The organism is Isoalcanivorax pacificus W11-5, from assembly GCF_000299335.2.
Taxonomy (GTDB): Bacteria; Pseudomonadota; Gammaproteobacteria; order Pseudomonadales; family Alcanivoracaceae; genus Isoalcanivorax; species Isoalcanivorax pacificus.
The window spans coordinates 1,795,741-1,814,800 of sequence record NZ_CP004387.1; the positions used below are offsets into that span (position 1 = coordinate 1,795,741).

The 19,060-nt window shown below is 63.7% G+C and carries 22 protein-coding genes; 12 read left to right on the top strand and 10 right to left on the bottom strand.

Features of this window, described 5'->3' with window-relative positions; all coding sequences use genetic code 11:
- Positions 1–81 precede the first annotated feature (81 nt).
- The 4 genes from S7S_RS08075 (at position 82) to S7S_RS08090 (ending at position 3,445) form a co-directional block, all read left to right on the top strand.
- Positions 82–1,107: an NAD(P)H-dependent glycerol-3-phosphate dehydrogenase gene (locus S7S_RS08075; protein WP_008735859.1), complete on the top strand. Its 1,026-nt coding sequence runs from the start codon at positions 82–84 to the stop codon at positions 1,105–1,107.
- On the top strand, positions 1,107–1,577 hold the full coding sequence (locus S7S_RS08080; protein ID WP_008735862.1) for a SixA phosphatase family protein: 471 nt from the start codon (positions 1,107–1,109) through the stop codon (positions 1,575–1,577). The genes S7S_RS08075 and S7S_RS08080 overlap by 1 nt, the downstream gene beginning before the upstream one ends.
- Before the next feature lie 44 nt (positions 1,578–1,621).
- Positions 1,622–2,059: a hotdog fold thioesterase gene (locus tag S7S_RS08085; protein WP_008735864.1), complete on the top strand. Its 438-nt coding sequence runs from the start codon at positions 1,622–1,624 to the stop codon at positions 2,057–2,059.
- A 120-nt stretch (positions 2,060–2,179) separates the two neighbouring features.
- Positions 2,180–3,445 (top strand): cyclic di-GMP phosphodiesterase, encoded by a 1,266-nt coding sequence (locus S7S_RS08090; RefSeq protein ID WP_052269226.1) that lies wholly within the window; start codon positions 2,180–2,182, stop codon positions 3,443–3,445.
- 141 nt (positions 3,446–3,586) lie between these two features.
- Here S7S_RS08090 and S7S_RS08095 read toward each other — a convergent pair whose 3' ends face one another.
- Genes S7S_RS08095 through xthA form a run of 4 tightly spaced genes read right to left on the bottom strand, consistent with a single transcriptional unit; the run spans position 3,587 to position 6,411 of the window.
- The gene (locus S7S_RS08095) at positions 3,587–3,940 is read right to left on the bottom strand and encodes a hypothetical protein (RefSeq protein WP_008735868.1); all 354 of its coding nucleotides are present in this window, start codon (positions 3,938–3,940) and stop codon (positions 3,587–3,589) included.
- A 6-nt stretch (positions 3,941–3,946) separates the two neighbouring features.
- Positions 3,947–4,480 carry a response regulator gene (locus tag S7S_RS08100; RefSeq protein WP_008735870.1) on the bottom strand — a complete coding sequence of 178 codons (534 nt, stop codon included), beginning with the start codon at positions 4,478–4,480 and terminating at the stop codon, positions 3,947–3,949.
- A 53-nt stretch (positions 4,481–4,533) separates the two neighbouring features.
- A complete protein-coding gene (locus tag S7S_RS08105; protein ID WP_008735872.1) occupies positions 4,534–5,586 on the bottom strand; it encodes a hypothetical protein in 1,053 nt (350 codons plus the stop codon).
- Positions 5,587–6,411 (bottom strand): exodeoxyribonuclease III, encoded by an 825-nt coding sequence (xthA, locus tag S7S_RS08110; protein WP_008735874.1) that lies wholly within the window; start codon positions 6,409–6,411, stop codon positions 5,587–5,589.
- 143 nt (positions 6,412–6,554) lie between these two features.
- Here xthA and S7S_RS08115 point away from each other — a divergent pair, with 143 nt between their 5' ends.
- From S7S_RS08115 to S7S_RS08125, 3 genes are all read left to right on the top strand, one after another.
- Positions 6,555–7,382, top strand: coding sequence for an alpha/beta fold hydrolase (locus S7S_RS08115; protein ID WP_008735876.1), 828 nt, complete (start codon positions 6,555–6,557; stop codon positions 7,380–7,382).
- A complete protein-coding gene (locus S7S_RS08120) occupies positions 7,354–8,196 on the top strand; it encodes an alpha/beta fold hydrolase (RefSeq protein WP_008735878.1) in 843 nt (280 codons plus the stop codon). The genes S7S_RS08115 and S7S_RS08120 overlap by 29 nt, the downstream gene beginning before the upstream one ends.
- Before the next feature lie 172 nt (positions 8,197–8,368).
- Positions 8,369–8,830 carry a MaoC family dehydratase gene (locus S7S_RS08125; RefSeq protein WP_008735880.1) on the top strand — a complete coding sequence of 154 codons (462 nt, stop codon included), beginning with the start codon at positions 8,369–8,371 and terminating at the stop codon, positions 8,828–8,830.
- A 6-nt stretch (positions 8,831–8,836) separates the two neighbouring features.
- Here the strand turns inward: S7S_RS08125 and S7S_RS08130 are convergent, their stop codons facing one another.
- The gene (locus tag S7S_RS08130) at positions 8,837–9,163 is read right to left on the bottom strand and encodes a putative signal transducing protein (protein WP_008735883.1); all 327 of its coding nucleotides are present in this window, start codon (positions 9,161–9,163) and stop codon (positions 8,837–8,839) included.
- 24 nt (positions 9,164–9,187) lie between these two features.
- Here S7S_RS08130 and S7S_RS08135 point away from each other — a divergent pair, with 24 nt between their 5' ends.
- Positions 9,188–10,150 carry a glutathione S-transferase family protein gene (locus tag S7S_RS08135; RefSeq protein WP_008735884.1) on the top strand — a complete coding sequence of 321 codons (963 nt, stop codon included), beginning with the start codon at positions 9,188–9,190 and terminating at the stop codon, positions 10,148–10,150.
- 21 nt (positions 10,151–10,171) lie between these two features.
- On the opposite strand, the gene S7S_RS08140 is transcribed toward S7S_RS08135, so the two are convergent.
- The gene (locus tag S7S_RS08140; protein WP_008735886.1) at positions 10,172–11,374 is read right to left on the bottom strand and encodes a saccharopine dehydrogenase family protein; all 1,203 of its coding nucleotides are present in this window, start codon (positions 11,372–11,374) and stop codon (positions 10,172–10,174) included.
- Between the two features lie 141 nt (positions 11,375–11,515).
- Between S7S_RS08140 and S7S_RS08145 the strand changes: the two genes are divergently transcribed.
- The 3 genes from S7S_RS08145 to S7S_RS08155 all read left to right on the top strand — a co-directional run bounded on the left by S7S_RS08145 (position 11,516) and on the right by S7S_RS08155 (position 14,169).
- Complete coding sequence (locus tag S7S_RS08145; RefSeq protein ID WP_052269313.1) at positions 11,516–12,451, top strand: hypothetical protein; 936 nt, start codon at positions 11,516–11,518, stop codon at positions 12,449–12,451.
- Positions 12,452–12,526: 75 nt separating this feature from the next.
- Positions 12,527–13,642: a GGDEF domain-containing response regulator gene (locus tag S7S_RS08150; protein ID WP_008735891.1), complete on the top strand. Its 1,116-nt coding sequence runs from the start codon at positions 12,527–12,529 to the stop codon at positions 13,640–13,642.
- A 20-nt stretch (positions 13,643–13,662) separates the two neighbouring features.
- Positions 13,663–14,169 (top strand): DUF2505 domain-containing protein, encoded by a 507-nt coding sequence (locus S7S_RS08155; protein ID WP_008735893.1) that lies wholly within the window; start codon positions 13,663–13,665, stop codon positions 14,167–14,169.
- On the opposite strand, the gene S7S_RS08160 is transcribed toward S7S_RS08155, so the two are convergent.
- The gene (locus tag S7S_RS08160; protein WP_008735896.1) at positions 14,170–14,976 is read right to left on the bottom strand and encodes an SDR family NAD(P)-dependent oxidoreductase; all 807 of its coding nucleotides are present in this window, start codon (positions 14,974–14,976) and stop codon (positions 14,170–14,172) included.
- Between the two features lie 52 nt (positions 14,977–15,028).
- Entirely contained in the window at positions 15,029–16,306 is a 1,278-nt protein-coding gene (locus S7S_RS08165) for a dicarboxylate/amino acid:cation symporter (RefSeq protein ID WP_008735899.1), read from the bottom strand.
- A 123-nt stretch (positions 16,307–16,429) separates the two neighbouring features.
- On the opposite strand from S7S_RS08165, the gene S7S_RS08170 reads away from it, so the two are divergent.
- A complete protein-coding gene (locus S7S_RS08170) occupies positions 16,430–16,957 on the top strand; it encodes a GNAT family N-acetyltransferase (RefSeq protein WP_008735901.1) in 528 nt (175 codons plus the stop codon).
- A gap of 20 nt (positions 16,958–16,977) precedes the next feature.
- On the opposite strand, the gene S7S_RS08175 is transcribed toward S7S_RS08170, so the two are convergent.
- Positions 16,978–17,613: a hypothetical protein gene (locus S7S_RS08175; RefSeq protein ID WP_008735903.1), complete on the bottom strand. Its 636-nt coding sequence runs from the start codon at positions 17,611–17,613 to the stop codon at positions 16,978–16,980.
- Positions 17,610–18,935 carry an ammonium transporter gene (locus tag S7S_RS08180; protein ID WP_008735904.1) on the bottom strand — a complete coding sequence of 442 codons (1,326 nt, stop codon included), beginning with the start codon at positions 18,933–18,935 and terminating at the stop codon, positions 17,610–17,612. The genes S7S_RS08175 and S7S_RS08180 overlap by 4 nt, the downstream gene beginning before the upstream one ends.
- Positions 18,936–19,060 lie beyond the last annotated feature (125 nt).

Here is a 19,060-nt window from a genome sequence, read left to right on the forward strand (position 1 = left end):
ACCTATCATGCGCGCACACTGCGGAGCTGGCAGATTGCCGCTGCCGCAGACAGCGCAACCTGACAGAGGCGACGCCCACGCATGACACAACAACCCGAAGTCGCGGCAGTCCTCGGTGGCGGCAGTTTCGGCACTGCCATGGCGACCATCCTGGCCCAGAACGGTCACACCGTGCGCCTGTGGGTGCGTGACCCGGAAACGGCCGCCGCCATCAACAACGACCATGAAAACCCCCGTTACCTGCCCGGCACCGAACTGCCGGAAGGCGTGCAGGCCAGCGAAGACCTGATCGAATGTCTGTCCGGCGCCTCCATGGTGTTCATGGCTGTGCCCAGCAAGGCGTTCATGGAGGTGCTGACCCAGGCGCGTGATCATGTGCCGGAGGGGACGCTGGTGATCAGTTGCACCAAGGGCATCTATGCCGACGGTTTCCTGCTGATGAGCCAGTTACTGGTGCGCGAATGGCCACACACCCGTGTGGGTGTGCTCAGTGGCCCCAACCTCGCGCGCGAGATCGTTGAACGCAAGTTCACCGGCACGGTGATCGCCAGCGCGGACGCAGACTTGTGCAAGCGCATCCAGCAGGCGCTGTCCTGCGACTATTTCCGTGTCTACGACAGCCCGGACATGTTCGGTGTTGAACTCGGCGGTGCGCTGAAGAACATCTACGCCATCGCCACAGGCATGGCGGCGGCGGTCGGCGTAGGCGATAACACCCGCGGCCTGCTGATTACCCGCAGCCTGGCGGAGATGAGCCGCTTCGCGGCGCGCATGGGCGGCAGTCCGATGACGTTCCTGGGCCTGGCTGGCGTTGGCGACCTGATCGTCACCTGTTCCTCCAGCCTGTCGCGCAATTATCAGGTCGGTTACCTGATCGGCCAGGGGCACACGGTAGAGCAGGCGGTGGCGCAACTGGGCCAGACCGCCGAGGGCGTGAATACCATCCGGCTGGTGGCTGAACGGGCCCGCGAGCAGGACATCTACATGCCGCTGGCCAGCGGACTGTACGAGATACTCTTTGACGGCAAGCCGCTGCCGCAGGTTATCGCCCGGCTGATGCAGGGCGAGCACAACCATGATGTTGAATTCACCATGGGGTCAGCCTGATGCGTCTGTATGTTGTACGGCACGGTGAAGCGGAGCCGCAGAGCAGCTCTGATGAGGCGCGCGCCCTGACGGGACGTGGCCGCGACGATGTACGCGGATTGTGGCAGGCCCTGGCCGCGCGCGGTGAGCTGCCCGGCCCGGTCTACAGCAGCCCCTATCTGCGTGCCCGCCAGACGGCAGCGGAAATCTGCTCGGTGTACCGGCGTGAGCTGGCCGGCCTGAGTGAGTTGCTGGTGCCGGACGGCCGTCCCCAGGAAGTGTTCGACTGGCTGCTGGGCCTGCCGCTGGTGGACGGTATGGTGCTGGTCAGCCACATGCCGCTGGTGGCGCACCTGGTCGGGCGCATTGCCGACGGGGCGGATGCCCGGGTGCCCATGGGGGTTGGTTCGGTGGCGCTGCTCGATGTCGAAGTGCCGGCCGTCGGTGGCGGGCGTCTGATCTGGCTTCGGTCTCCCGGCGAGTCGCTCTGACGACGGCACATCATTTTCCCTTTCTTCAGACGGCAGGAGGTGCCATGGCGATCTGGCATTCAGCGGTGGATATCGAGCGTGTTAACGCGATGCAGGCAGGTACCATCAACGAGGTGCTCGGTATCCGTATCACGGACATCGGTGAGGACAGCGTCACCGGCACCATGCCGGTGGACGGCCGTACCCATCAGCCCATGGGCATCCTGCACGGTGGCGCTTCGGTGGTGCTGGCGGAATCGCTGGGCAGCATGGCCGGCAACCTGTGTGTGGACAGGTCGCAGTGCTACTGCGTCGGGCTGGATATCAATGCCAACCACCTGCGTTCGGTGCGCAGCGGCCTGGTGACCGGCGTGGCCAGACCGATCCATCTGGGCCGCACCACGCAGGTCTGGGATATCCGCCTGAGCGACGAAGCCGGCAAGCCGGTGTGCATTGCACGGCTGACCCTGGCGGTGATCAGCCACAACCGCCCGTCGGCCTGAGCCCTCCGCCGGGGAGTAGTGTGTCTAAATGTGATGCTTGTCACATGCTAATGTCTTATGGCATGAAGTAGTATTGGTACTTAATCATGAGTGGGTGGAACAACCCGCGAGTCGAACCCTATGGCCGTCAAGACAGAGCGCATCAGCACAGCAGATCTTCAACTCGGGATGTACGTCGCCGAGCTGGATCGCCCGTGGATTGAAACGCCGTTTCCCCTGCAGGGCTTTCACCTGCGGACCCGGGAGGAACTGCAGCAACTCCAGCACTGGTGCCGCCATGTCTACATTGACCTGCAACTGGGCAAGGTCAGCCTGGAACCGGTCGCCCGCACCGCTGCGGAGCCTTCGGCAAAACCCGCCGGTGGCGCACAGCAGCCGCGTATCCGTGGCGGGCTTGGCAAGTTCACCCCGGTCAAATACAGCATCACCCAACCGGTGAAACAGGAGGTGGTTGCGGCCACCCTATACCACCGCGAGATCACCCGTGCGGTCATTCATCTGCTCAACGACCTGCGCAGTGGCAAGGGCCTGAACCTGCGTGTCGCACGCAAGGCGGCGGCGGTGATGGTGCACAGCATCCTGCGCAATCCGGACGCCATGGTCTGGCTGGCACGCATCAAGGATGTCGATTCCTACGGTTACGCACACTCCATCCGCGCCTCGATCCTGGCCACCGTATTTGGCCGGCACCTGGGTCTGCCGAAGGACGTGCTGGAAAATCTCGCCACCGGCGTGCTGCTGATGGACGTCGGCAAGACCCGCCTGCCGCGCAGCATGCTCAACAGCCCGGCACCGCTGGACGACGCCGGCTGGGCGGAAATGCATCGCCATGTGAATTACGGCGTGGAGCTGCTGCAGCATTGTGGCGGCGTGAACGACCAGATGCTGGCGGTGGTGCAGTATCACCATGAACGGCATGACGGCAGTGGTTACCCGTTCGGGCTGTCCGGCAGCCAGATTCCATTGCTGGCACGCATTGCCGGCATCGTCGACAGCTACGATGCGGTGACCAGCGAGCGTCCCTGGGCACCGGCACGCACTGCGACGGAAGCCGTGTCCATGTTGTACGAACAGCGTGATACCGGTTTCCAGGCGGCACTGGTGGAGCAGTTCATCCAGGCCATCGGAGTGTACCCGACTGGTACGGCGGTGGAGCTGTCGACTGGCCAGCTTGGTGTGGTGGTGGCCCAGAACCCGAGCCGGCGGTTGCGGCCGCAGGTGATGGTGGTATCAGAGACGGATGGCACCCGGCTGGAACGTCCCCGGATTATCGATCTGCTCACGGTGCAGCAGGATGCCGATGGCCAGCCACTGGCGGTCGCCGGTTGCCTGCGTGGCGGCCGTGAGCGCCTGGACCTGGCCAGCGTACAGATCAACGCTGCCTGAGGCGGCAAGGTTTTAGCGACCCGTGGGGGGTTATAACAATCCGCATTTGCGGAGTCAGACAGGCCGGCAGCGATGCCGGCTTTTTTTTTAAGAAGCGGCGAGCTGCGAGACAACCCGGGGACTCTCTGCAAAAGCGGGAAATCAGGCTTCGACTGGTTCGTACAGGCGTTCTTCCAGAACACCGTCATCGGTCTTGAATACGATATGCAGGGGCAGATGCCGCAGTGGGGAGTGTTCCGGCCGTTTGCGCAGGTCGCGAACGTATTCGCGCACGCGCCCGGCGATCCAGGGGTGGATATGGGCTTCAACGCGCACGTCGCCGCAGCGTTTGTCGCGCTTTGCGTACCACTGCACCAGTGCATCGCTCAGGGCATTGTAGCAAGGCAGAAACTGCTCGAAATCCTCACAACCAAAACAGACCACCAGGCGATAGCGGCGGCGCAGCAGGGTGCCTGTCTTTTGCTCTTCCAGTGTGATCAGGGCGTCGTCGGCCATCCGTGTTCAATGCTCGGTCGGGGGCAGGGGATGTTCCAGCATGTCGCCATAGGCCGCGAACAGTGCCTCCCGTGAGGCGCGGCTGCGGGCCAGCTTGCTCTCCAGCCGGCGTTTCTGCTGGTCCAGTTCCAGGAAAAACCGCACTTTGGCGCGCAGGATGGTCGGGTCCAGTGGCTTGAACAGATAGTCCACCGCGCCGGCCTGATAGCCGCGGCGTACGTAGCGGTCTTCCTTGGAAATGGCGGTGACGAAAATGATCGGCACGTTTTTCGTGCGCGGGTAGTTGCGCATCAGCTCTGCCACTTCAAAGCCGTCCATGCCCGGCATCTGCACATCCAGCAGGACCAGCGCGAACTCGCGCTTGAGCAGTTGTCCCAGGGCGGCGTTGCCGGAGGTGACGCTGACCGGATCGCAGTCCAGTTCTTCCAGTACCACTTCCATGGCCACCAGGTTTTCCGGCGTATCGTCCACCAGCAGCACACTGGCGCGGGCAAGCGGCTCGTCGTCGTCCTGGTCGGCTCGGGCTGGGGTGTCGTTCATGGGTGTTGCGCGCTGTGTCATCGGATTATGGGACGCCGGCTGGCGTAGGCTGGTTATTGTACGCTGGTGCCGTCTGTTTTACTTGTGATCTGTTGCTCATCCAGCTTCCAGTGCTTCACGGATACCTGCTGCTTTACCTGGTCCAGCACGTCGACCAGCGTCTCGCGGACCAGGAGGTTGAGTTCCCCCGCAGTGCCATGGCTGGTATGCGAGATCAGGTCGCTGATCAGCTGGTCCAGGTATTCGCGATGATCCGGGTGGCTGATGTCCTCGATCATCTGGTCAACCAGTGCCACGCCGACGTCGCGCACACTTTCCCCGAGCAGCGCCACCGCGCGTGGCCCGGCCACCGGGATGGCCGCCAGGCGGGCGCCACTGCGGGTGCGGCTCAGGGCCTCGTCGGTCAGGTGGCTGAGATAGTTGCCGAGGCGGTCGCGATAATCGCCGTGGGTGGCCCGGGCCGCGCTGATGATGCGCCCGGCCAGAAAATCCACCAGCGCAGGTTTGCGCGGTGTCAGCACGTCGCGCTCGATACGATTGAGCAACGGGCTGCCCTGGCCGATTTCACGCTGGGCGCCTTCCAGTACATTGATCACCACGCGGTCGGAAATTTCCTCCACCACCACGCGGTAATACTTGAGCAGGGTCTGTCCCAGCCAGGTGTCGCTGAGGTCGATCACGCCAAGCCGTTGCAGGCGGTACACCAGGCTGACCAGGCGCAGCATCCGCAGCCAGCGGAAACTGCCCACCGGGATACAGCCGAGCAGGTCGTACCAGTGCACGAAGGGGTAGAAGAACCAGCGGTGGTAGGTCTGCCGGGCGATGGCAAAGCCCCAGCGCACCACGAACTCGGTCAGGTAGACCGATACAAACAGCAGGTCATAAAAGACGAAATCCGAATGGATCGTATCGCGATAGAAAGCGAAGAAAGCCGGTGCATGACGTTCCAGCAGGTGCTGTACCGTGCTGGCGGTGAACAGCCAGTCGAAGAGGATCAGCAGCAGGTTACTGATTACCAGCACGATCATGCCGATATCGACCAGTAACCCGAGCCGGTCAAGGACCGATGACTCGCGCAGCTTTTCCGGGTGCAGCCGCGAGCTCATTCAGCCGGCCTGGCAGTGGAAGCTGGCCCAGACCGGGCAATGGTCCGAGGGTTTTTCCATGCTGCGGATGTCGTAGTCGATACCGGTCTCGCGCAGCCGGCTGATCAGCGGCGGGGTGGCGAGCAGGGTATCGATACGCAGGCCGCGCGGCGGGTCCTGCTCGAAGCCGCGCGAGCGGTAATCGAACCAGCTGAACTGGTTGTCCACATCCGGGTATTGTTCGCGGAAGGTATCGCGCAGGCCCCAGCCCAGCAGGCGCTCGAACCATTCGCGTTCTTCCGGGAGAAAACTGCACTTGCCGTCACGCAGCCAGCGCTTGCGATTGTTCTCGCCAATACCGATATCGGTATCGCGGGAGGAGATATTGAAATCCCCCATGATCACCAGCCGGTCATCCGGCGTGTGATGGTTTTCCAGATAGGCCTGCAGGTCGGCGTAGAAGCGTTGCTTGGCCGGAAACTTGATCGGGTGATCGCGGCTTTCGCCCTGCGGAAAATACCCATTGAGCACGGTAACCGGCTGGCCGTCAGCATCATTCAGGCGGCCGATGATCATGCGGCGCTGGGCATCGGGCTCGTCACCGGGGAAACCGTACTGCACGTCGAGCAGCGGTTCGCGGGTCACCAGGGCTACGCCGTAATGGCTTTTCTGGCCGAAATAATAGGCGTGGTAACCCAGGCTGGTAATCGTCTCCAGCGGGAACAGTTCATCCGGGACTTTGGTTTCCTGCAGACCGATCAGGTCCGGCTGGTGTGAGGCAACCAGCGCTTCCAGCTGGTGTGGCCGCGCACGCAGACCATTGATGTTGAATGAAATCAGCTTCATGCCTTCCTCCGTCGTGGCGAAGCCATTGTAGGGGCATCGCACGTGGACCGCGAGTTGCCATGACCGGAAGTGACGTCCATCGCCCGGGCAGTCTGGCCGGAGGCCTTCACGCCGCTGCTATACTGCCGGGCCTGGAGGTGATCATGACAGTACGCCCGACGCTTGTATTTTCCCACGCCAACGGTTTTCCCGGTGGCAGCTACCGCACGTTCCTGGCGCCATTCGCCGAGCATTTCGATGTACATCCCCTGGACCGCCTTGGCCACGACCCGGCTTATCCGGTGGACGCCGGATGGGAAAGCCTGTCCCGGCAACTCGAAGATTTCATGGCGCCGCTACCGAAGCCGCTGGTGGGCATGGGACATTCAATGGGTGGCGTGCTGACCTTTCTGGTGGCGCACCGCCGGCCGGAATGGTTTCGCGCGCTGGTGATGCTGGACCCGCCGCTGGTGAACGGCTGGCAGGGTGTGCTGTTCAATCTGGCCCGTCGGCTGGGCCAGACAGACCGGATTACCCCTGCCGGCCTGAGCCAGGGGCGGCGCGCTCACTGGCCGGACCGCGACGCGGTGGACAGCTATTTTGGCCGGCGCGGGTTCTTCAACCGTTTCGACAGCCGCTGCCTGGCGGATTACTTGGACGCCGGTCTCGAAAAGGATGCTGGCGGCTGGCGGTTACGCTATGCTCCGGCGGTAGAAGTGGATGTTTTTCGTACAACTCCGGGAAACACCGGCCGTCTGGCACCGCTGAGGGGAGTGCCGGGGCTGATGGTGTCAGGTGCAGAGTCCGAACCCATGTTCCGTCACTGTGCACTCCGGCATGTGCGTCGCCATGGAATGGTTTATCGACTGGCACCGGGAGGGCATATGTTCCCGCTGGAACAGCCCGCCACGGCGTCAGCGATCATTCTTGAAGCGTTGCTGCCGATGCTGGAGGGTACGACGGATGCGAACACCGGAGGAGCGGCGGATTGAAGCCTGGGGGCTGCCGCTGGCGGGTCGGTTCTGGCCCGGTGAGGGGACACCGATCCTGGCGTTGCATGGCTGGCTCGATAACGCCAACTCGTTCTTGCCACTGGCGGCCCATCTGGGACAGCCGCTGTTCGCGCTGGATTTTGCCGGGCACGGCAAGTCTGCAGCGCGGCCGCTGAATACCGCCGTCCACTATATTGATAACGTGCGCGATGTGCTGGCCACCGCTGATGCGCTGGGGTGGCAGCGTTTCGTATTGCTGGGCCACTCCATGGGCGCCGGCGTTGCGAGCCTGTTCGCCGGCACCTTCCCGGATCGGGTGGTGTCACTGGTGCTGCTCGACGGGCTTGGCCCGCCGAGCACACCGGGTGACGAGGCACCGGCCACGTTGCGCAAGGCGGTCCGGGCGATGCAGGACCTGGGAGCCAAGCGCAAGCCGCGTTACCCCCGTGTCGACGAGGCGGTTGCTGCCCGCACGCTGGGGTTTGGTGGCCTGTCGGAGAGTGCTTCGCGGCTGCTGTGCGAGCGGGGCCTGGAGTCTGGCTTCGGCGGCTGGACCTGGCGCAGCGATGCGCGCCTGCGGCTGCCTTCCTCGCTGCGTCTGACGGAGGAACAGGTGTGCGGTTTCCTGCACGCGATCCAGGCACCCACCTTGCTGGTGGGCGCCGCCGAAGGCCTGGAGGGTGCCGGCACCTTTGCCGAACGTGCTGCGCATGTGCAGGACATCAGCGTGGTGCGTGTGCCGGGCGGCCATCATGTGCATATGGATGCGCCGGCCAGTGTCGCCGAGGTGATACGGCCTTTTCTGGCGCGTTGACCGGAATGTCCAGCCGGAGGCCGGCGCCGGGTCATGGAGCCTGACTGGCGGGCAGGTATGATTCAGACAGCAACAGAACTTCGGGGGAACCCGCCGGCCATATCATCGGCCGGGTCAAAAAGAGCGGTCATAAAACCGTCGTTATCCAGGCAGGACCTTAAAGGGATGCGCTATGAATATTGTTGAACCCACTGAATTGCACAGTTACGTCGGCCAGGACCTGGGGGCGTCCGAGTGGTTCCAGATCGACCAGGACCGCATCAACGCGTTTGCCGACGCCACGCTGGATCACCAGTTTATCCACGTCAATCCGGAGCAGGCGAAATCCACCCCGTTTGGCACCACCATCGCCCACGGTTACCTGACAGTTTCCCTGCTGCCGTACCTGCAGAGCACCATCGACGGCTTCCTGTTGCCAAAGGGGCTCAAAATGGGCATGAATTACGGTTTCGACAAGCTGCGCTTCATGGCGCCAGTAAAAGTCGGCAAGCGTATCCGTGCCAGGGCGAAGCTGCTGGAGGCCACCGAGCGCAAGCCGGGCCAATGGCTGCTGAAGCTGGAATACGTGATCGATATCGACGGTGAGGAAAAGCCGGCGATGGTCGCGGAATGGCTGGTGATGTATTTCGTCTGACCGACGTTATTGCATCATCCAGGCCATGACCAGCATGCCGGTGAGCATGCCGAGCAGGAAAGCCGGCCACTGCCTGGGTAATGACCGCAGCGTAGTGTCCGGGGCAGGGCCGGTGGGTGCCGGTTGCTGCTGTTCCCATTCGCGAATGATGTCCCGCGCCCGGTCGGCGTCCTCGGCACGTGTGGTCACGCGTGCCAGGCTGCCGGCCGGGACTTCGCCGATGGCCCCCTGAAGCATGTCACCGAGTACCCAGGCTGCAATACCTTGTTGGTCAAGCATACCGGCTACCATATGTGCTTCCAGCATATCGGCGGCTTCATAAACCGTTTGCATTGTTTCTCCCGCAGGAGTCTGACGATGTCCGAGCAGTATCTCATCTACGGTCTGGAAATGTCGCCGTACTCCGTCAAGGTGCGGAGCTGGTTCCGTTACAAGCAGATCGATCATGTCTGGGTGCAGCGCAGCATGGCGCGCATGCCGGAGTTTCAGGCGCTGGCGAAGCTGCCGCTGATCCCGCTGGTGCAGTGTCCGGATGGCGAGGTGTTGCAGGATTCCACGCCGATCATCGAGACACTTGAACAGCGCCACCCGCAGCCGCCGATGCAACCGGCGTCGCCAGTGCTGGCATTCCTCTCGGCGATGCTGGAAGAGTACGCGGACGAGTGGCTGAACAAGCCGATGTTCCATTACCGCTGGAGCCGGCCGATGGACCAGGATTCGGCAGCGTTGCGCATTGCCCGCGAACAGATGCCGGGGCAGCCCGACGAGGCGCTGGCGCCAGTGGTGGATTTCCTGCGCAAGCGCATGGTGCCGCGACTCTCATTCGTGGGCAGCCATGCCGGCACAGCGTCGCTGATCGAGGAATCTTTCCGTGAAGTGCTGGCGCTGCTGGAAACCCATCTGGCGACGCGCCCCTATCTGTTCGGTGGCCGGCCCTGTCTGGCAGATTTCGGTCTGTACGGCCAGCTCAGGGAACTGGCCTCGGACCCGACGCCGGGCCTGGTGATGCGGGAATGTGTGCCGACAGTGATGGCCTGGCTGGCGCGCATGGAGGCGCCGGTGGCGGAAGGTGAGTTCGAAGCGGAAGACACACTGTTGCCAGCGTTGCGGCCGCTGATCGAAGAGCCGGTGGGGCGCTATTTCCTGCCCTGGTCGCAGGCCAATGAGCAGGCGCTGGCCCAGGGGCAGGCTGAATTCTCCGTGACGCTGGCCGGGCGGCCGTTCAGCCAGCAGGTGCAGAAATACCATGCGCGCTCGCTGGCCGCACTGCGGCAGAAACAGGCCGGGCTGTCGCTGCCGGAGTGGGTGCCCGTCGTTTAGCAGGCTGTTGTCAACTCTCTGCTATTGCGCCGCGGCCTGACCCAGCCTTTCAAACACCATCTCGGCGGCCTGCAGACGTTCCAGCAGGCGGTCCTCCAGGGCCATGACCGGGGTGACCACGCCGCAGCGGCGTGGCATCCCCGTGTCGCAGGCCAGCGCCATGCCGGTCTCGGCCAGCATCTTGGCGGTTTCCGAATAACCGGGATCGCCGCCGGACACCTGGCACACCACTTCCTGTCCCTGGCATTGCGCGCGAAAACGCACCCGGAACCAGCTTCGGTCGCGTTTGGCCTCGCTCGGGCCTTCCCCTGATGCATGCATGGCCAGCAGGCGCCGGCGCAGTGGCGGAACCTGTGCGCCCAGTACCAGCGCACCGATGCCGCTGACACCGCCAATCAGCTTCGGCAGGCTGCGCACGGCGGCGAAATGGCCGTAGTGAAAATCCGGACCGTAGTCGGGCAGGGCGCGGGCGGAACGCAGTACCACCAGCGGATCAATGGTTGGCATCGGGCAGAGCCAGCCACCATCGGGGTTGCGATGCGGGCGTTGCGGCAGGCCGTGCGCGCGACGCGGGTAGGCATGGTTGAGGACGCGCCGGGCACGCTGGGCGGCGTCGCGGTTTTCCTTCGGCCGTCCGAAGGCGGTGATGGCCGACTGCCAGGTGCCGCCGGAAAAGGTGCCGGAGGCAGACACCGCCGCTTCGATCTCCAGGCGGCCCTGAATCGGGGCGCCGAGGGCGGCTTCCATTGCCCGTACGGTAAACAGCGCGCCGGCATCATGGGGAATGGAATCAAAGCCACAACAATTGATGATCGCGCAGCCGTTTTTTTCTGCTTCGGCATGGTAGCGGTCAATCATGTTGTACATGAATTCCGGTTCGCCGGTGAGATCGCAGTAATGCGTGCCGTGGCGCACGCAGGCACTGACCAGCGGCTCGCCATAGTGCACGTACGGGCCGACGGTGGTCAGGACCACCCGGCCGGCGGCAGCCAGTTTGTCCAGGCTGTCCAGATCATTGACGTCGGCGACCAGTGTCTGCGGCAATCGGGTGCAGCCGGCGTCGCGCAGTTGCTGGCATACTGCGTCGAGCTTTTGCGTGTTGCGCCCTGCAATGGCCCATGCCGTGCCGGCTGGCAAATGGTCGGCCAGGTAGCGGGCGCACAGGCCGCCAGTGAAACCGCTGGCGCCAAACAGGATGATCGCAAAGGGGCGGGTGTCGGTCATGGTATGCTGCCTGCGTCTGTGAAAACGGCCTTGGCAGGTTGTTGGAGAACTCGCCTCAGGGCCACGATGGCCTGAGTGTACCTGCTCACGGACAACCCCGCACAGCACAACAAAAACCGTCTGATTGCGCACAGGCCACCGATGCTGAGAAAAACAGGTAAATGGATTCGTCGCCTGGTGTATAACCGTTCCGCCATCCGTCGCGATGCATCATTGATATTGTCCCACCTGCCCAGCCTGCCGTATGCCTTCTGGCCGCTGAACAATGAGCCCAGCGTGCGTTCCGAGCGTGATCCGCGCAGCTATGCCTCGTTTGCCGACTGGCTCAGTGCCGCGTTGCAGGTGGTGCTGCCTGCACAGCGTGTCTCGTGCAGCCCCGGTACCCTGGTGGTGCATCCGCCCGGCGGCAAGATGACGGAGGACAGCGGCTGGTTTTTCATCAACGGCGCCGGGACGGCACCGCCGGTCGCCTTGCTCAATGCGGCGGAAATCGCCGCCGTGTTCGGCCGGCCGGTGCGGCTGCTGCACATCCCGACCTGGGGGCTGTTGCGCGACCTGAGCCACTCGGTGATGGCGCGCACATTGCGCAAGGATGGCCGCCTCTCGCGGCCGGCGTTCTACGTGATCGAGCAGGCGCTGCGGCAGTATCCACGCGTGGTGCTGGTGTGTCATTCGCAGGGCACGATTGTCGGCAGCTACATTGTCCGCAAGCTGCTGCGCCATCCTCATACTCGGCCGCTGGTGCGCAAGCTTGAGATCTATTGTGTCGGCGGGGTGGCTGACAGCCTCGATATCGATGTGGCGCTCAGCCGGGAGGCCGGTCATCCGGTGCCTTACGTCGAACATTTTGCCAACGGGCGTGATTATTTTTCCCAAATTGGGGTACTGTCACACCTCGACAGCACTGCGGGTACGGTATTCTGCATCCCGGAGCGAAGTGGCCACCTGTTCAATGAACATTATCTGGCCGGTATCGCGCGGGGGGACTACTGCAATCGGGGGTCGCGTCTGTACCGCTATACGCGCGGGCGCCAGCCGTCGCATTATCAGCCCATTCAGCCGTCCGCACGCGATTGAGCGCGTCTGGCACATTGCATAACACCTATAAGTACGCTGCCCGGTCTGAGCCGGTGCAGGAGAGGGGCGTTTGACATGACTCAGTTACCCGGCCGGCCGGGGGGCAAGCCGCGTCTGCTGATGGTGGACGATTCCAGAGTGATGCGTACCGCTGCCACAAAAATGCTCGGCGAGCGTTTTGATGTGGTGGTTGCCGAGAATGGCGTACAGGGCTGGCAGGCCATTCGCAGCGACCAGAGTATCCAGGTGGTGTTCACTGACCTGTCGATGCCGGAGCTGGACGGCTACGGCCTGCTGGAGAAAATCCGCACCTGCGATGATCCCGGTATCGCCGGGTTGCCGGTGATCGTGGTGACCGGCGCGGAAAACGACGAAGCGGCGCGGGAAAAGGCACTGCAGCTCGGCGCCACCGATTTCATCACCAAGCCTTTCAACAGTACCGACCTGACCGCACGGGCCAGCGCACACGCCGATTACCAGCGCGAACGCCGCACCCTGGAGGCGGCCACGACCATCGACCGGCTCACCGGGCTGGGTAACGCCGAATTCTATCTGGGCCGGCTGAAACAGGATCTGGCCTTTGCTGCCCGTCACGCCCATGCGCTGTCGGTGGTGCGTATCGAAGTAGACCATTTCAACAAGTTGTTCATTCGTGTTGGCAAGAGCGCAGCGGACAGCATGCTGGTGCAGGTGGCGAAACTGATCAGCCGCCTGATCCGCAAGGAAGACACCGCCGCACGCACCGGCGTGGCCCAGTTTTCGATCACGCTGCCGACCGCTGATGCGGCTGGTGCCAAGGTGTTTGCCGACCGGCTCTGCCGGCAGGTGCGCGAGGTGAACCTCCAGCACGAAGGCCGCCGGTTGCCGCTGAGCATTTCCGCAGGCGTGCTCTCGCCGGCACCGCATCCGGGGCAGACCGCCCGCACCGTGATGGAGGAAACAGCCCTGGTACTGCAGGGCGCGGTGCGTGCCGGCGGCAACCAGGTGATGACCGAAGGGGGGCTGCGCAATGCACTTCCCGGGCAGCCTCAACAGCCCGCCCGGCAGCCGTTCTCGCCGCCGCCGATCAGTGTCGAGCAGGCGCTGGCGATGCTGGCCAGCGGCCGTGACGAGGAGGTGCGCCGGCACCTGCCGTCGCTGCGGAAACAACTGGCGCCGTTACTGAAAATACTGGACAGTGAAGGGCACTGATCAGCGGAGGACCTGTGCCCGTGCAGTTTGAACGACGCCGAACCTTTCCCGTGGATGCGGCCACATTGCTGGCCGCGCTGACCAGCCGCGATTATTTCGATGCCCGCCATGCCATGTCCGGCATTACCGCATACCGTTACGACGCTTTCGGGCCAACCGAACGCGGGCTGGAAATCCGCATTGCCCGCGAAATGGAAATCCGCAGCAACAACGTGCCGGCGTTCGCGAAACGCTTTGTCGGCCAGTCGGCCACGCTGACCACCGCATTCCTCTGGACCCGCACGGACCGGCAGCCTTATCAGGCGCAGTACGAGTTCACGGTGGGGCGTATTCCGGTGCAGGTGCGCGGCACCATGACATTGCACGATGACGCCGGTGGTGCGGTGCAGGATATCCGGGCAGAGATCACCAGCAGCGTGCCGCTGGTCGGCGGCAAGCTGGTGGAACTGGTGGCAGGGCAGCTCGACAAGGGGCTGGCATCGGATTACCGCGCCACATTGCGGTATCTGAACGGCGAGCGCGGCTGATCAGCGCCGCAGTTTTTCCGCCAGCGCCTGCATGCCTTTCAGGGCCCGGCCCGGCAGCCAGCGTTTCTGCCGCCAGACCTGCTTGAGCCCCGGTTGCGGCAGGATCATGAAATCCCCGGCATCGATGCCGCGAAAAATACGCTCGGCAATTTCGGCCGGGCTGAAATCATGGCGGACCAGCAGACGTTCAAAGCGTGCCCGGCTGACCGGCTCGGAGGCGCGCAGCGTATCGGCCAGATTGCTGCGGAAAAACGACGGGCAGGCCACAGAGACCTGAATTCCCAGCGGCTGCAATTCACTGCGCAGGCTTTCCGACAGCGCAATCAGCGCCGCCTCGGTGGCACTGTAGCTGCTCATGCCGGGTGCCGGAATCAGCCCCTGCACCGCCGCGACATTGATGATATGGCCGCTGCCCTGGCGCTTCATCGCCGACACCGCTGCACGGCAGGTGCGCACGGTGCCGAGCAGGTTGGTTTCCAGCAGCGCGCGCCAGTCGTCGTCACTGAGCGTCTCAAACAGCCCGGTGCCCGCAATGCCGGCGTTGTTGATCAGGATATCCAGCTGTCCCCATCGGCGCACGATGCGCTCCACGGCCTGGCGCACGTCACTGTCGCGGCGGATATCACAGGTCAGTTGCAGGTGCTCGGTGTTGAGTTCGGAGAGCTGCGCGCAGACTTCCTCACTGCGAACTGAATGCGTGTCGGCGATGGCCACGCGGTAGCCCCGGCGTGCGGCCAGTTCCGCCAGTGCACGACCGAGGCCGGAGGCGCCACCGGTAATCAGAATGCTCGGAGCAGGGCTGCTCATGGAATAGATGTGTCCCGTTGCAAAGGCTTGTCCTGGTGTGGCTGTCGTGTGGTCAGACTGTGTGATCCGGCGGCTGGCTCAGTACCGCTTCTTCGCCCTCGCTGCGCGCAATCAGTACGGCACCCACGCTGTCACTCCAGATATTTACCGCCGTGCGGCACATGTCCAGCACGCGGTCGGTGACGAGGATCAGGCCGATGGCTTCTGCGGGCAGGCCGACCATGCCGAGGATGAGTGTAATGGCAACCAGGCTGGCAGCGGGAATGCTGGCTACGCCAATCGACGTCAGCAGGGCGGTGATCACCACCAGCGCCTGCATGCCCAGAGACAGGTCCAGGCCGTAGGCCTGGGCAATGAACAGCACGGCGGCGCATTCATACAGCGCCGTGCCGTCCATGTTGACGGTGGAACCCAGCGGCAGCACAAAGGTAGCAATGCGTTTTGATACACGCGAACGCTTTTCCACGCATTCCATGGTCAGCGGCAGCGTGGCGGCAGAGCTGGCGGTGGAAAAGGCGGTCAGCATGGCCGGGGTCATGGCGCGCAGATGCCATGTCGGCGAACGCCTGCCCAGCACGCAGATGGCCAGCGGCAGCACGATGAAAGCGTGCACCGCCAGCGCCAGCAGCACGCACGCAAAGAACCAGGCCAGCGGTTCAATGGCGTCGAAGCCGGTGCGTGTCACCGTGGCGGCGATCAGTGCGAATACGCCGATGGGTGCAAAGCGGATGATGAACAGCGTGATCCGCACCATGGTCTGGTACAGGCCCTCGATCGCGTCACGCAGTGCCTGGCCCGGGCTGCCTTCGACGTTGCGCAGGAAATACCCGAACAACAGTGAGAACACGATCAGCCCCAGCAGCTGTCCCTGCACGGCGGCCTGCAACAGATTCGAGGGCAGCAGTTGCAGTATGATCCCGGCAAAATCACCGGCGCCGCGTCCTTCCACGCGGGCCAGCACTTCGTGCGTGTCGGCGGCAAGGCCGAGGCGGTCACCGGCAGGCTCACCATCGATAATGCCCGGCGTGAGCAGATTGCTGATCACCAGCCCGATGATGATCGCCACAAAGGTCGTGCTCATGTAGTACGCAATGGTCTTGCCACCGAGCCGGCCCAGATCGCGGCCGTTGCCGAGGCCGGTGAGGCTGGAAATGATGGCGCTGGTGATCAGTGGCACCACGATCATCTGCAAACCGTTGATGAACAGCCGGCCTACGGTATCGTACACAGCCAGCAGGGAGACGCCGAATACCTGGCTGCCTTCGCTGGTCAGCCAGCCCGCCAGCGCACCGAGCGCCATGGCGAGGAAAATCTGATTGTGCAACTTCACGCGGCGCTCCTGTGCTGTGGCTGCTGTATTATTGTTGGCCAGTCCGTCCAGTGCCGGTAAGCATACGCAGACCCCGGAGCCGGTCGCAACCGGCCACGGTGCCGGTGTGTCCAGGAGCAGAGCATGTCCGCAGAACTGATCGAGATCGACCACGCACAGGTCCCGGCGTTGCAGGCGCTGGCCGCCGACATCTGGTGGGCCCATTACCCGGCTCTGATCAGCGATGCGCAGATTCGCTTCATGCTCGAGCGCATGTACAGCGCAGCGCAGTTGACGCAGGAACTCGCCGATGGCGTCTGCTACCGCGGGCTGCGCCTGGATGGCCGCCTGTGCGGATACTTCAGTGTGCGCGCTGATCTCGACGGCGGTGCCTGGCTGGACAAGCTGTACCTGCTGCCGGCGCTGCACGGACAGGGCCACGGGCAGCGGATGCTGCGTGCCGCAGAGCAGTGTGCCTGGCAACTCGGCGCACACCGGCTGCGGCTGCGGGTCAATCGTCACAATGACACCGCCATCGCCGCCTACCGGCGCGCCGGTTATGTGCTGCTCGGCGAGGATTGCGCCGAGATTGGCGACGGCTTTGTCATGGACGACTTTATCTTCGGCCTCGACGCGCCGACAGCGGGCGAGGTGTCGAAAAAGCCACTGTGAGGCTGGCGCAAGCCGGCCTGCTACAGCAGGCCGTTGAGCGCCTTGTCCATGTCCGGATGCGCGGTCTGCACACTGCGCACGGCTTCCGCCAACGCTTTGTCGGCTGCGACCGGCCCGAGCCGTTCACACAGCACCACATAGGTCCGGTTGACCAGCGATTGCAGCAGCGCTTCCTGTGCGGCGGGCACTTTCAATGGCTGGTCGTTGCCGAGCCAGCTCTGCATTGCCCCCAGCAGCGCTGGCGGCAGATGCCGCCGGCTCAGCGAATTGAGCAGATCCAGCCGGAAACTGTGCCGGGTCTGCAGGGGCACCCGTGTCATCAGCGCTTCCATCAAGGCGCTGAAGGCGGCGCTGGTGGAGGCCGAGAGCGGCCCGTCGGCGCGTGCCAGCTGCTTGTCATTGAGTGGATCAGGCAGCAGCGAGGCGACCGGCATGTTCATCGCCTGCACCAGGCTCAGCAGAATGTCGGAACGGCGTCCGCGCAGCACTTCATCGCGGCAGATGTCGGCGACAAAACGCTGCAGGGTAAAGCGCGGCCGGTCGGCGTAGTTGGCTTCCCAGTGACTCAGTGCCTGCAGCAGGTCCTCGCGCGGGAGGAAGGGCTTCAGGCCGGTGTAGATGGCGCGGCGTTTTTCACTCAGCTCCTGTGCATTCACGAGCGCACCTCCACCCCGGCGGCCCGTTCAGCGGTGTAGGCGGTGCTGTCCGAGGGAAATTCCGGATAACCGATTTCCGCATGCTCGCTCAGGTCCAGGCCGCGCTGTTCGTGTTGTGCGCTGGCGCGCAGGCCCATCAGCAGCGCGATCAGCACGTACATCACCAGGGCAGTGAAGAAGGTCCAGACGAAGCAGGCCAGTACGCCGAGAACCTGCACCATTACGATCTGGCCGTTGAACATGTCTCCTGCGAAAAACAGGCCGGCGGCAATCGTGCCCCAGGCACCGGCGACGCCGTGGGCGGAGACGGCGCCGACAACATCGTCCAGGCGCAGTTTCAGCAGCAGGTGCGTGCTCAGCGTGCACAGGATGCCGCCGACCAGGCCGCTGACCATGGCCCACGGCGGATGCATGGTGGCGGCGCCGGCGGTGATGGCGACCAGGCCGGCGATACTGCCGTTGACCGTTTCCGTGAGCAGGATCGGCCGGCGACTTACCAGCGCCATCAGTACACTGCCCAGCGCACCGGCACAGGCGGCCAGATGCGTGTTGAGATTGATCAGGCCAATGTTCACCGTGGCTTCCAGTGTTGAGCCGCCGTTGAAACCGAACCAGCCGAACCAGAGGATGAAACCGCCCAGCGCCACCAGCGTCAGGTTGTGGCCGCGAATCTCGCGTGGGCGGCCGTTGCTGTCGAAGCGTCCCAGGCGCGGCCCCAGCACGATGATGCCGGCCAGTGCACACCAGGCCCCGACCGAATGCACCACGGACGAACCGGCGAAATCAATGAAGCCCAGCTTCGCCAGCCAGCCATCGCTGTTCCAGACCCAGCTGCCGAACACCGGATAGATCAGCCCGGTGATGACCACCGCGCCCACCAGATAGGCGGTGAAACGCGTGCGCTCCGCCATGGCACCACTGGCGATGGTGGCGGCTGTCGCGGCGAACATGGTCTGGAACAGCAACAGGCCGTAGGTATCCATGTCGCTGCTGCCGAGCAGAAAGCGGTCGGTGCCGAACCAGCCGCTGCTGTTGGTGCCGAACATCAGGCCGAAACCGACGGCCCAGAAAATCACGGTGCCGACGCAGACATCGAGATAATTCTTCATCACTACGTTGAGCGCATTCTTGGCGCGGGACATGCCGGCTTCCAGCAGCGCGAAGCCCGCCTGCATCAGAAACACCAGCGCGCTGGCGGTGGCCAGCCAGGCCATGTTGATGCCGGGGCTGAGTGTGTCGTCGGCCGCGCTGGCCAGCACCGGGCACAGCAATAATAAAAAGGCGACCGGTAAACGCAGGCCGGTGAGTTGTGATGTGTTCATGTGATGCCCATCCCCCTTGACGGTCGTGACGTCCCTGCCTCGTGAAAGATCCTGCGTTGCGGTCGTTGCAACCGCCGTGCCACAGGTGAAGACAGGGGAAAGGGGAGTGATTTGCCCCCGGATCA